We start from the raw sequence: 11,713 nt of genomic DNA, 5'->3' as shown, positions 1-11,713 counted from the left end.
CAGCAACAATCGTTAGCATCGGGCATTATCGTGTGCCGCTGTGATGCCATCATGCGAGTTGCAGACAGGGAGATAGACAATGACCGACTTGGTAGTAATTGTTTTTGAAGGCCGTCATACGGCAGACGAAGCGCTTCTTCGCTTGCAGAAAATGAGCATGGATTGGGAAGTTGATCTCGACGAGGTCGCGATCATGACCCGTGACAAAAATGGTGTGGTGCGGACTCGCAACTCCGATACTCTTACCGCGGCGGGTTTCCTTGGAGGTACTTCCCTTGGAGCGCTGACGGGAACGCTGATCGGTGCTATGGCTGGTAACCCCGCCGCCGGTTTCGTCGCTGGATCGGCGGTTGGTGCCAGTTCCGGGACGTTGGCTGGTATGCTGGATCAGGCAGACGAAGAAGATGCATTGGCTGCCCGTGTTGGTTCAAAAATGGGACCTGACTCTTCCGCATTGGCTGTGATTGGATGGTCTAATCGCCCCACAAAGTTGTTGAGTGAATTGGAAGGCATGAAAGGCGAAGTCATCGAGACGTCTTTGTCTGTCGGCGATGAAAAAGAGCTTCGTGCAGCCCTATCCGCAAGCTAATTTGAGTTGATTTCTTTTCCGGTGAACAGAACGATTGCTCGCCGGAAAAGGAGTATTCCTAATATCGAAAACGGAATAGGTTACATGAGAAAAATCCGGACAACCGCAGCTATTTTGTGTGCATCTGCATTCGGAACTGTAATGCCCGCATCCGCAGAGTCCGCACCTCACGTGGCCGGTGGAGTAGTGGTAGAGTACAACAACTTGGATATTGCTTTGGTCGCTTCCGGATGGAGTGTCGTCAAGCTTCTGCGCGGTGATGTGTACAATGCGGGCGGTGATTTTGTGGGCTATGTTCATGATGCGCTCGTATTGCCAGATGGTGATACGACCTTTGTGATCGTCAATGTCGCCGGTTTTCTCAACATCGGTGAAAAATTGATTGCTTTGCCAGCTGGCGCTTTTGAGATCAACGCTGATGGCGACTTGGTTTTGCCCAATGCGACTAAGGATAATCTGAAAAGCTTGCCTCGATTCCACTACGCACGGAACTGAACGAAAATCGACCCGGCGAAGGTATTTGCTGATCCGGGTCGAGTTTGGCGAGCGAAGTTTCTTGACGAACAACAAACCAAATTTCCAAAAGAGAGGATAGTAAATGGGAAATACTACGAGCAAAATTCAAAAAAACTGGGGATGGTTTTTTGGACTCGGGATATTGTTGATCATCGGGGGCGTGTCCGCCATTTTTGCTCCGTTTCTGGTATCTCTTGCCATCGAGTTTATTGTGGGTCTGGTTTTTGCAGTCGGTGGTGCTGTGATGCTTGTGCACGTTTTCACGACCAAAGACGGCTGGAATGCAAGGCTCATCTATTCGATTCTAGGGGCCTTCAATCTGTTTGCGGGGCTGATGTTGATGTTTCGTCCGCTTGAAGGGCTCGTGGCGCTTACTCTGGTTATGATTGTCGCAATTTTTGTGAACGGCTTGATCCGAATCGCAGTGGGAGTGATGGCGCAACCAGATCAAGGGGCTGGATGGGTCATATTTGTTGGCTGTATTTCCGTGCTGGCATCAGTCTATCTGATGGCGATGTACCCCAAAGTAAGTGTGATCTTGTTGGGGGTTATTGCTGGAGCATCGTTGATTGCGGAGGGCGCTGGCTACATCAGGTTTGCCTACGGATTGAAAAACAATGTGTCAGTCGCTGTCTGAAATAACGGCAGGTAGCTGTGGTCAATATTGACCTAACTCCAACTCAGCGGCTGCCATAAGGAAGATGTAGATGAAAAAACCCAGAGTTTTATCCTTTCTGAGCAGTGGTGCTGTTGCCAGTTTGTGCCTAGTGGCTCCAACTTTATCAAATGCGCAAGAAAAGCCTAAGCTCGTACTTCAAATCACTGTTGATCAGTTGCGTGGGGATCTGATTGAGAGATACGGAGTTCACATTGGCGAAGGCGGATTTCGCTATTTGTTGGAAAATGGCGTCAATTTTGTCAGCGCCCATCACCGCCATGCCAACACTGAAACAATCGTGGGTCACACAACGCTCGCGACTGGCACGGATCCTGCAATCCATGGAATGGTTGCAAATCTTTGGTTTGATCGCAAAACGGGTATGCCGTTCTATAACGTGCAAGATCCAGACTATCCCCTGATTGGGGCTGCTGGGATTGATGCCGAAAATGAGATTGATCCAACCCAACGGGCGGCCACAACTGACGGGCGGTCACCACGCAATATCATCAGTTCAACAATCTCAGATGAAATTGCTTTGCATTTTGGTCCGGCTTCCAAAGTGTTTGGTGTGTCGGTCAAGGATCGCGGGGCGATTGCAATGGCCGGTCACGCTGGTGACGCATACTGGTTCTCAAAGTCAGAAGGCCGGTTTGTCACAAGCACGTTTTATCGCGATGCCTACCCACGCTGGATTGAGGGTTGGGAGGATAAGGGCATGGTTGCATCTTATGCCAACCGTGCGTGGTCCCTTTTGGGAAACATCGAGGACTATGCCTTTGGCGACCGCGATGATCAGCGATGGGAAACCGATTTGCCAGGGTTTGGACGGGTTTTCCCACATAACTGGGGGGCAAGTGATGGGAAGTACTTTACCACGTTGCTTACCCTCAGCCCGGCAGGGGATGAAATCACAGTCGATTTTGCGAAAACCCTGTTGGACGCCGAGCAGCTGGGCAAAGATGATGTGACGGATTACCTGTCCGTCAGCTTGTCATCCACCGACTATGTGGGACATATTTTCGGGCCTTCGAGCCTGGAAGCAGAAGACAATTTTGCACATCTCGACAGACAAATTGCTGACCTTTTGAAACATGTTGACAGGGTTGTTGGTCTGGAAAATACATTGATCGTTCTATCGGCAGATCACGGCGCACCCGAACACCCAGGGTATCTAGCCACCTTGGGGATTGAAGCTGGTTTGTTCGATTTTAATCGTGTCGATAAGGAACCGGGGTTTGTCCGCCTGCAAATGGATTTTGATGAATCAAACGATCTGGTTCAGAACTTTTCCAACCCTTACCTTTATTTGAACCAAGACCTTATTTCCGAACGCGGATTGGATCCTGTGGTCGTTGAACGAGCGGTCGCTGAGGAACTTCAAAAGCTACCAGGCATTGCTTATGCCATTGGTAGCTCAGATTTGCGAAATGGATCATTTGCCAGAACCAAAATTAGCGATGCCGTCTTGTCAAACTTCAATCCAGATCGTTCCGGAGACATCTATGTGGTGTTTGAACCGCATTGGTTTGTGGCTGATTTTGACGGGTTGCACGTTGCGTCTGCACATGGCTCTCCTTGGACGTATGATACCCATGTCCCCCTAATCATTTCCGGATCAGACATAGCTCCGAAGACGGTCGCACGACGGGTCGAGACCGTAGATGTCGCACCCACGATAGCGGCTATTTTGGGCACAAAGCCACCTTCTGGAGCAGTGGGCGCGCCCCTGCCTGAAGCAATGCCAATGACAAAGGAAGCGCCATGAAACCTTCACTCAAGCGCTTAGCTCAAATAGCCGTTTTGTGCGTAACCGGTTCGTCGGCGTTCGCTCAGTCAGATGCGGCACAAGCCAACAACCCGCTCGCGGATATCACCGCGTTCAATATCCAAAATTACTATTTCGGAGAATTTACCGGCCCCGGTGACTCCACGGGTAATCAGTTTGTCTTGCGTTACGCAAAACCGGTTTCAATCGGGGACACAAACTGGCTGATCCGGGCGTCGTTGCCGTACAATTCGCTCCCCGTAGGTGCAGGTGGACAGACAGTGAGCGGCATCGGGGACTTCGACATATTCGCTGCGTACCAGATTGATACAGGCAACCCCGGAGTTAGCTTTGCGTTTGGCCCCCAAGTGGTCGCCCCTACAGCGACGGACGACCGATTGGGAGCCGATCAATGGCAGCTTGGCATCGCGAATGTTTACTTTAACGCGACATCACCTGTGTTTCAGTACGGCTACCTTCTGACTTGGCGTGGTGGCGTCGGAGATACGAACGGCCGAACCCGAGCCAACCTTGGCGCTTTTCAGCCCTTTGTGTTCTACCAACTAGGCAATGGCTACTACACAGGCGGTGCTCCGATCTGGACCTACAATTTTGCCAATGACAGCTATTCGGTGCCGCTTGGCATTCGACTTGGGAAAGTCACCAAGCGCGGCAACACTGTCTACAATTTTTTCGTTGAGCCGCAGTACTCGGTTTTCAGCAAAGGCGCCGGCCAGCCTAAGTGGCAAATCTACATGGCCCTCAACATGCAGTTCCAATGATCACTTGAACACTTGGCAATCCAAAACAATAGTCAGGAACCAAAATATGGAAAAATTTATCGCTGTCGTTTTTGAAAATGATGACACTGCTTTCATGGGTGAAACAACCTTGCGGGGGCTACATTCCGATGGAGAGCTTGCCGTGTATGCGGCTGCCGTTATCGGAAAAGATCTCGATGGGAAAGTTGAGGTTAAGAAGCTCGAAGACGAAGGGCCGCTAGGCACAGCCCTGGGTTTAGTACTTGGTGGCATGGTAGGCGTTTTGGCCGGCCCGCTGGCCGTTGCATCCGGCGCTGCACTTGCCGGTTCTGCTGCCGCTGCGACAGCTGCTGCCTCGGGAATGGCCGTTGGATCGATGACTGGCGGTCTGTTTGGCGTTTACCGGGACCTTTGGGTCGCAGGAATTGACTCCGCGATGCTTGATGAGGTCAGCGTTGAACTTCTTCCGGGTAAGTCTTGCTTGGTCGCGTCGGTTGACGAAGTGTGGACATCGCCTCTTGATGTTAAAATGGGCGAGGCTGGTGGGGTGGTGTTCCGCAAAGCCCGCACCGATGCAATCGATGATCAATACGCTGCTGACATGACAGAGCTGGACCGCGAGATCGTAGAACTCAAGGATGAGTGGAGGCAATCGAGCGAAGAAACCAAACAGGTAATTCATGACAAGATTGATGAGGCAAAGGCTAAGGTCGCCGAAGCCAAGGAAAACATTTCACGTCGGATGGATGAACTAGACAGCCAAACGGAAGCGAGACTGCTGGCGATTGACGAGCAAATCTCGGCGGCCAACGAAAGCACCCGTCAAAAGTTTGAAAGGCGTAAAGCTGAAATTCAATCGGACTACAAAGAACGTAAATCCAAGCTAGATGCATCAATTGCTTTGGCAAAAGAAGCGTTAACCTAAGTCAAAATTCGCAAACGCGCTGAAGAAACCCAATCGATGTTTCTCGAAAATGGGTGACGCAGACTATCCCTCAAATTGTGTTGCGGTAGTCATACCGTAGAGAAAGGAAAAGAAATGGCTGATTTGAAGAGCATGATGGCTGAACTTCAACAAAAACGAGATGAAATCAAACTCCAGTTACACCTTGGGTCGATGGACGCCGAAGAAGAATGGGATTCTCTTGTATCTGAATGGGACAAATTCCTTTCAAAATCCCAGTTTGATCAAACTGCGGACGAGGTTGGTGAAGCTGCCCGTGAACTGGGGCTTAAGATGAAGGCTGCATATGACAATGCGAACAAAGCCGTCAGGTAAGGAGACGTTCAGGGAAATCCGGCTCCGGCTTGATGGTTGAAAGGCTTTCAGACCTCCCTAAAGGATGGCTTTAGTATAGGCTGCTCAACGAAGATACTTTAGTTGGTAGAGGGTGGTTCGATGCATGAACCACCCCTTTTTCACCAGTGCGATTCATTGAAATTGTTGATAGACATGCCCTATTCGCCGCTGGGAAGTGCTATCATTGCAGTTGAGCACTACCGATTGGTAGTTGCCGCTCTCCAAATTCAAATGGATTCACAATGCAAAGGGCCAAGACGAATGGCAGTTGATGCAAACGCCCCCGCAACCGAAGTTAAGGAACCCGTTTTGGTCGTTCCGCGGCAAATAATTGCATTGGCCTCGCTCTTAGCTTTGACACTCGTGATCAGCATTGTCTTTTTAGAACTCATTCGCCCTTTTCTAGGTGCACTGGCCTTAGCCGCAATTGTTTCTGCGCTTGTTCAACCGTTTTACAAGAGCGTGCTCCGCCGAACCGGTGAGCGGGAAGGCTTGGCGAGTACCATTACCGTGCTCGTTGGAATACTGCTCGTCGTAGGTCCACTGATTGGCGTCGGTTATCTTGCGGCGGATCAGGCATCCGGGTTGGTGGTTGATGCAGATCATGTCATAGCAGCTTTATCTGAAGATGTTGTCGCCTTGAAGGGAGGGACTTTTGAGTTCCCAAGCTGGGTGCCATTTGCGCAAGAATTAGCTCACGCTGGTCCCCAAATTTTTCAAAAAGCGGAAGAATTGTTGGGTTCGGCTGCCGCGTTCCTAACCTCTGAGTTGTCTCACTTAACCAACGGCACTGCGAAGTTTTTCCTGAGCCTCTTCACCTTCTTGTATGCGTTGTTCTTTTTCTTACCCCTCAAGGACTCCGCTTTCCGTCCAATTTTGGAGAACTCAGGGCTGAGTGTTGGGCTTCAGAACAAAGTACACGACAGAATTGTGTCAGTCAGCAGAGCAACGATAAAGGGAACCTTGTTGATCGGTGTGATACAAGGTGCTCTCGGAGGTTTCGGGTTTTGGATGGCAGGGATCGAAGGCCCTGCCTTTTGGGCCGTTGTGATGGCGATTGCAGCAGCTATTCCAGGTCTCGGTGCCACAGTCGTGGTTTTTGGGGGCGCTGCATATCTCGCTTTGCAAGGTGAGATTCCAGCCGCAATTGGGTTGGCACTTTGGGCCGGGTTGGTCGTTGGCACTATCGACAATGTCTTACGGCCGTCGCTTGTGGGACGGGATGCCCAGATGTCAGATCTGATGATCTTCGTCAGCACTTTGGGCGGGCTGGCTGTATTTGGGGCATCAGGTTTGGTTTTCGGCCCGGTCATCGCTGGTGTGTTTGTTACAATCTGGAAAGAAATACCTAGTTCGTTGAGACAGCCCGCTGAGAGCGCCGATGATGTCTCGGCTTCTTCACATGTTGCTAAAGAGGTTTCCCCCGGTGAACCGCAAAGCCTCAGCGAAAAAACTGCCCGTGCGAAGGGATTAAAATATACTGCGTCGAAGGCTGATTTGGAAATTGAAGTTGAGGCATTGAGACGAGAACTAGGCCTAGACAACACTTAGAACGAAAGCCCTTCAAATATTTACAAACACAAGTTCAATGTTCTAGCAGGCAGGCTGATTTCACAATACAGGAGAGAACAACCGAGCAACCGGCGCACCTATTCGGATGTGTTTAGGCTGCTCTGAAAGGTTTTTGTCCAGCTTGAACGCCCTCTCGAAATCCTTCTCCAAAAAGGCGGCAGTTTGCTTTGCGGCTTTGGAATCAAACATCACTGCCATTGCCTCAAAGTTCAGACGGAAAGAGCGGTTGTCCATATTTGTGGTGCCAATAGCCGCTAAACTCTCATCCACGAGAACCACTTTTTGATGCATGAAGCCCTCGGTGTAGCGCCAGACCTCAACGCCAGCTTGTCGAATTTCGTCGAAATAGGCAAAAGCCGCGAGCCAAGGTATTTTGTGATCTATAACTTCGGGAACCAAAATACGAACATCAACGCCTCTGAGCGCCGCATGTTTCAGGGCGGTCAAAACATCTGTGTCAGGTACAAAATAGGGCGAGGCGATCCAAACTCTTTCTTTAGCCGCACTGATCGCAGAGAAGAAGAACAGAGCGCCGGTTTCCATTTCATCACCTGGTCCGGTCGGGACAATCATACCGGTCATGTCCTCTCCCTCGTGAGGGACCTCCCAGTTCAGAGGGTCAACCATCAACTCACCCGTGGCCCAGTGCCAATCTTCCGCAAAAATAAGTTGTAACTGAGAAACAATCGGGCCCCTTAGCTTAACGTGCGTGTCTCTCCAAGCTCCGAACTTTTTGCTTTTACCCATGTACTCGTCGCCAACATTCAGCCCACCAGTGAAAGCAACGGTGCCATCGATAACAACAGTTTTTCGGTGGTTTCGAAAGTTGACTTGGAACCGGTTTTTTGGGCCCCGTGTGTCTCTTGGATCAATGGCCAAAACGCCCGAAGCACGCAGGTCGTCGTGATAGGTATTGGGCAAACCGATGCAGCCAACTGCATCAAACATCACTCTTACTGTGACACCGCGGTTTGCCGCAGCGATCAGATGCGCCTTTAGTTCGCGCCCAATCTCGTCATCATGGATGATGTAAAATTGTAGCAAAATATAATCAGTCGCGGCGTCCAGAGCCGTGAAGATAGCTTCAAACGTTTGTGCACCATCGATCAGAATCCGCATATCGTTTCCGCGAACAGCCGGAAGTTCTGAAATTGCCTCAAAGGGCTTTACGGGGAAATCTGGCACCGAAACAGGTGCGTTGGCAAGTTTGTAGTTTTGTACGCCTTCGATGATTTCCTCGCTGTCGCGACGCGCAACTAGATAATCTTTGAATTTGTGGTGCCCTAGAAAAAGGTACAGTGGAACCCCGAGATAGGGGGCGGTGATTAGGAACACCACCCAACCGACAGCGCCTTGAGACGTTCTCGATGACGACACTGCACGCCAAGCAAACCAAAAAGCAATAATTTCGAGAACGACTAAGGCTGCTATGGTGATTGACGCGAACATATTTGATATATCTCTTCAGGGGGTGTGAGGAACCTTGGGTGCTCTCACCGTATTATTCAAACCTGTGGCCGCCGAATACGCAAGGGAGCAATGAAATTCCAAGAAATGAGATGGGGATACGGGGATAGATGGTTGGGAAATATTGCGATGAAAATGTGCAGCCAATGAGGTAAAGGTTGAAATATTAGTTTTGAATTTCAGAAAGATAGCGGACAAATTTGGAACATGATAGAGTACCCCTTATCTTGACCCAGCCCGCCTGAAATCAACAGGTCCCAAAATTTGGAACGGTGGCCCCTTATGTCCATTAAAGATGCAGTTTCTGACCTTGTTTCTAGATTTCAAACTTGGCTTTCATCCACGGATCAAACGGGCGTTGCTGTTACCATCATTCTTATTGCGATTGTGATTTGGGCACGAAAGCCAATAGCAAAAATCGCTATTGTGGCCTTAGACAATCTCATGTGCCGCCTTTCGGTGGGTCTGTCGGATGAAACCAAAGCCGCACTGACTGTACCCACGTCTGTCCTGATCGTTACGTTGTCAATTTTCTTCGCCTTAGACGTTTTGCACCTTCCTGAATTTGCGGATGGTTTTGTACGCCGCCTTTTGACGTCCGTTGCAGTCTTAGCTGTGTTTTCAAGCTGGTATAATTTGTGTGGCCCCTTTGTATCTCTTCTAAGTGGCGATAGCCGTTTGGATCTGAAAATGGAAAGCGGCTGGATGGAACGAGTGGCCCGTTTTGGCGTCGTTTTGTTTGGGATCACGGCTCTGCTGACCGTTTGGGAAGTCGATATTGCTTCAGCCTTAACTGGCGTTGGTGTTTTGGGTGCAGGAGTGGCGATTGCCACGCAAGATCTTATCCGGAATCTTGTTGCCGGTATGAACAACATCAGCGAAAGACGCTTTTCGGTTGGGGATGTGGTTCAGATTGAGGGGGTTTTTGTAGGCACTGTTGAGCAGATTGATCTGAGGTCGACATTGCTTCGAGGTTTTGACCAAATTCCACGCTATATTCCCAATTCAGAGCTCGCAAATGCTGTGGTCCTAAACTATTCACAGCGCCGCAATCGCAGGGTCAAGCTGAGTATTCCATTGGTGCTTTCGACAAGCGAAGCCCAAGTTTCAGAGTTTTGCGACAACCTAAGAAAGCACTTGAAAGAAAGCGGTGACTTCGACGTGTCAGAAGGCGCACCGCAATATGTACATGTCGAAGGGCTATCGGACAGTGCAGTTTTGGTGATGTTCTATGCGTGGACCAACAATCCGGACTACGCCGATTATCTGTTGGTGAATGAGCGCCTTACACTGAAAATCATGAAACTGGCGAGCACTTGCGGTTCAGTACTCGCCTATCCCACACAGACGCTGAACGTGGCCGATAACACGCCAGAGATTGAAATTTGATTTAACAGTCAGCTTTTGAGATTTTTGATCACGGCTTTTGCGACAGTTCCCGCAACTCCAGGAGCAATGGCACCAAACGGATCACTTACCATTTTCTTGACTGCGTCTGCTGTTGCCTTGGCTTCTCCGGCCGCTGCACGTAGTTCAGCTTCGATGTCCTCAAGAGCCATGTCGCGTACTTCTGTGACAGGTGCGGTTTCTTGTTCAACATTTGATTTGTTCGCCAAAGAGAACAACAAGATCGCAAGCGCCATATTGACAAGAGCCACAATCAAAGCCGCCATTGGTTGTGATAGGGTATCTGACAAGGCGAGATACGCCGAGACATTGAGCATAATCAGGCCGACACCGGCTGCAATTCCGGCAGCCGCCATCAACCCGGTTTGACGACGAAGAACAGCAAGGTGCCGTTGAGCGATCAAGCGTTCTGCACGAAGTACGATTGAGAGGTTTCTTGAAATGCGGTTCATGATTATTCCCTATCTCGAACGGCCAACTAAATAGCCGACAGCGAAGGCCCCAAGCGCGAAGAGCAAGGGTTGTTTATGTGGCAGGTCTTCTAAATCAGCCATGATATCAGAAACTTCTTTGTCCCAATCGACTCGGTCGTTGGTGGCTTCTGATGAACTTGTGTCTGAAGCCCCTTCGGTGTGGTCTTCCTCGAGCGCTTCTAGCTGTTGCGAAGGGCGATCCGCCATTTGCCTCCTGAGGTCGAGAAGTTCTGCTTCCAGTTCGGCCTTTGTCGCCATTGATGCCCTCTTTTCTATGCTTTTTTGCGTCCGGTCTCGCTACCAGTGCTGCTTGGTATTCGTTCTGCAAGGATACCATCGCCTGACATGAGAATGGCAATGGCTCGCTTTGTAGGGATATGTGACATCACTATAAGGAAACAAACCGTCATTGGCACGCTCTAGAGATCAGCCGCACCTAAGTGGTCCAGTTTGAATGTTAATGCATGATTGGCTTGGGTTCCATTGGGATGATGGTTTCCGGGGCCGGTGGACGGTAGTCCAAGGCACTATGTGGTCGTTTTGTGTTATAATGTTTCCTCCATTGTTCGATCAGGATTTGTGCTTCCCGCAAGCTGTAGAAAACTTCGCCATTGAGCAATTCGTCGCGATATCTGGCATTGAAGCTTTCACAGTTTCCATTTTCCCAAGGTAACCCCGGTTCGATGTAAGCTGTCTTTGCTCCGACTACTCCTATCCAGTCCCGAACGGCCTGAGCTATGAACTCTGGGCCGTTGTCTGACCTGATGCAGGCCGGAACCCCGCGAATGATGAACAGGTCCGTCAACGCATCGATGACCTCGGTCGAGTCCAGCTTTCTCTGCACTCGGATCGCTAAGCATTCCCTGCTGTGTGCATCCAGGATGTTCAATGTCCGGAACGCTTTCCCATCATCGGTTCGGTGATGAACGAAGTCATAACTCCAGACATGGTTGCGATACTTTGGCCGTAGTTGAACGCAAGAACCGTCACTTAACCAGAGCCGCCCTTTCTTTGGCTGTCTCATCGGAACCTTGACCCCCTCGCGTCGCCACAGACGTTCGACACGTTTATCGTTCACTTTCCAGCCTGCATTTCTCAGCAAAGCGGCGATCCGACGATAACCGTAGCGCCCATAGCCGCCAGCAAACCGGCGGCCGCACGCTATCGTCGATAGCACCAGATTTTGGGCCTCAACTATAGTG

Annotated in this window: 12 protein-coding genes and 1 pseudogene; 9 read left to right on the top strand and 4 right to left on the bottom strand. The window is 50.3% G+C overall.

Annotated features, from left to right (window positions below; all coding sequences use genetic code 11):
• Nucleotides 1-79 precede the first annotated feature (79 nt).
• The 8 genes from ABWV33_RS18600 (at nt 80) to ABWV33_RS18565 (ending at nt 7,143) form a co-directional block, all read left to right on the top strand.
• The gene (locus tag ABWV33_RS18600) at nt 80-589 is read left to right on the top strand and encodes a DUF1269 domain-containing protein (RefSeq protein ID WP_353332935.1); all 510 of its coding nucleotides are present in this window, start codon (nt 80-82) and stop codon (nt 587-589) included.
• Between the two features lie 84 nt (nt 590-673).
• Nucleotides 674-1,084 carry a PRC-barrel domain-containing protein gene (locus tag ABWV33_RS18595; protein WP_353332933.1) on the top strand — a complete coding sequence of 137 codons (411 nt, stop codon included), beginning with the start codon at nt 674-676 and terminating at the stop codon, nt 1,082-1,084.
• Nucleotides 1,085-1,187: 103 nt separating this feature from the next.
• A complete protein-coding gene (locus ABWV33_RS18590) occupies nt 1,188-1,742 on the top strand; it encodes an HdeD family acid-resistance protein (RefSeq protein ID WP_353332931.1) in 555 nt (184 codons plus the stop codon).
• Between the two features lie 70 nt (nt 1,743-1,812).
• Nucleotides 1,813-3,531, top strand: a complete 1,719-nt coding sequence (locus ABWV33_RS18585) for an alkaline phosphatase family protein (RefSeq protein WP_353332929.1) — start codon at nt 1,813-1,815, stop codon at nt 3,529-3,531.
• Nucleotides 3,528-4,313, top strand: a complete 786-nt coding sequence (locus ABWV33_RS18580) for a hypothetical protein (RefSeq protein WP_353332927.1) — start codon at nt 3,528-3,530, stop codon at nt 4,311-4,313. Before ABWV33_RS18585 ends, ABWV33_RS18580 begins: the two co-directional genes overlap by 4 nt.
• Before the next feature lie 46 nt (nt 4,314-4,359).
• The gene (locus tag ABWV33_RS18575; RefSeq protein WP_353332925.1) at nt 4,360-5,217 is read left to right on the top strand and encodes a hypothetical protein; all 858 of its coding nucleotides are present in this window, start codon (nt 4,360-4,362) and stop codon (nt 5,215-5,217) included.
• A gap of 114 nt (nt 5,218-5,331) precedes the next feature.
• The gene (locus tag ABWV33_RS18570) at nt 5,332-5,571 is read left to right on the top strand and encodes a hypothetical protein (protein ID WP_353332923.1); all 240 of its coding nucleotides are present in this window, start codon (nt 5,332-5,334) and stop codon (nt 5,569-5,571) included.
• Nucleotides 5,572-5,853: 282 nt separating this feature from the next.
• Nucleotides 5,854-7,143, top strand: coding sequence for an AI-2E family transporter (locus tag ABWV33_RS18565; RefSeq protein ID WP_353332921.1), 1,290 nt, complete (start codon nt 5,854-5,856; stop codon nt 7,141-7,143).
• A gap of 60 nt (nt 7,144-7,203) precedes the next feature.
• Here the strand turns inward: ABWV33_RS18565 and cls are convergent, their stop codons facing one another.
• Nucleotides 7,204-8,613: a cardiolipin synthase gene (gene cls, locus ABWV33_RS18560; protein WP_353332919.1), complete on the bottom strand. Its 1,410-nt coding sequence runs from the start codon at nt 8,611-8,613 to the stop codon at nt 7,204-7,206.
• A gap of 462 nt (nt 8,614-9,075) precedes the next feature.
• Between cls and ABWV33_RS18555 the strand changes: the two genes are divergently transcribed.
• The gene (locus tag ABWV33_RS18555) at nt 9,076-10,020 is read left to right on the top strand and encodes a mechanosensitive ion channel family protein (protein ID WP_353332917.1); all 945 of its coding nucleotides are present in this window, start codon (nt 9,076-9,078) and stop codon (nt 10,018-10,020) included.
• Between the two features lie 8 nt (nt 10,021-10,028).
• Here the strand turns inward: ABWV33_RS18555 and ABWV33_RS18550 are convergent, their stop codons facing one another.
• The 3 genes and pseudogenes from ABWV33_RS18550 to ABWV33_RS18540 form a co-directional block, all read right to left on the bottom strand.
• On the bottom strand, nt 10,029-10,490 hold the full coding sequence (locus ABWV33_RS18550; protein WP_353332915.1) for a hypothetical protein: 462 nt from the start codon (nt 10,488-10,490) through the stop codon (nt 10,029-10,031).
• Nucleotides 10,491-10,499: 9 nt separating this feature from the next.
• Nucleotides 10,500-10,769 carry a hypothetical protein gene (locus tag ABWV33_RS18545; protein ID WP_353332913.1) on the bottom strand — a complete coding sequence of 90 codons (270 nt, stop codon included), beginning with the start codon at nt 10,767-10,769 and terminating at the stop codon, nt 10,500-10,502.
• A 199-nt stretch (nt 10,770-10,968) separates the two neighbouring features.
• Nucleotides 10,969-11,646 (bottom strand): annotated as a pseudogene (locus tag ABWV33_RS18540) (IS3 family transposase); the annotation flags it as partial.
• Nucleotides 11,647-11,713: the final 67 nt, after the last annotated feature.

Source organism: Phaeobacter sp. NW0010-22, assembly GCF_040365955.1.
Lineage (GTDB): Bacteria > Pseudomonadota > Alphaproteobacteria > Rhodobacterales > Rhodobacteraceae > OMPR01.
The sequence above is the reverse complement of the archived record's forward strand: the minus strand, read 5'-3'. Positions and strand labels throughout refer to the sequence as shown.

Bases quoted from the DNA above. Each gene is read 5' to 3' on its own strand.
- ABWV33_RS18600 (WP_353332935.1), top strand. From the start codon at position 80: ATGACCGACTTGGTAGTAATTGTTTTTGAAGGCCGTCATACGGCAGAC.
- ABWV33_RS18595 (WP_353332933.1), top strand. From the start codon at position 674: ATGAGAAAAATCCGGACAACCGCAGCTATTTTGTGTGCATCTGCATTC.
- ABWV33_RS18590 (WP_353332931.1), top strand. From the start codon at position 1,188: ATGGGAAATACTACGAGCAAAATTCAAAAAAACTGGGGATGGTTTTTT.
- ABWV33_RS18585 (WP_353332929.1), top strand. From the start codon at position 1,813: ATGAAAAAACCCAGAGTTTTATCCTTTCTGAGCAGTGGTGCTGTTGCC.
- ABWV33_RS18580 (WP_353332927.1), top strand. From the start codon at position 3,528: ATGAAACCTTCACTCAAGCGCTTAGCTCAAATAGCCGTTTTGTGCGTA.
- ABWV33_RS18575 (WP_353332925.1), top strand. From the start codon at position 4,360: ATGGAAAAATTTATCGCTGTCGTTTTTGAAAATGATGACACTGCTTTC.
- ABWV33_RS18570 (WP_353332923.1), top strand. From the start codon at position 5,332: ATGGCTGATTTGAAGAGCATGATGGCTGAACTTCAACAAAAACGAGAT.
- ABWV33_RS18565 (WP_353332921.1), top strand. From the start codon at position 5,854: ATGGCAGTTGATGCAAACGCCCCCGCAACCGAAGTTAAGGAACCCGTT.
- cls (WP_353332919.1), bottom strand. From the start codon at position 8,613: ATGTTCGCGTCAATCACCATAGCAGCCTTAGTCGTTCTCGAAATTATT.
- ABWV33_RS18555 (WP_353332917.1), top strand. From the start codon at position 9,076: ATGTGCCGCCTTTCGGTGGGTCTGTCGGATGAAACCAAAGCCGCACTG.
- ABWV33_RS18550 (WP_353332915.1), bottom strand. From the start codon at position 10,490: ATGAACCGCATTTCAAGAAACCTCTCAATCGTACTTCGTGCAGAACGC.
- ABWV33_RS18545 (WP_353332913.1), bottom strand. From the start codon at position 10,769: ATGGCGACAAAGGCCGAACTGGAAGCAGAACTTCTCGACCTCAGGAGG.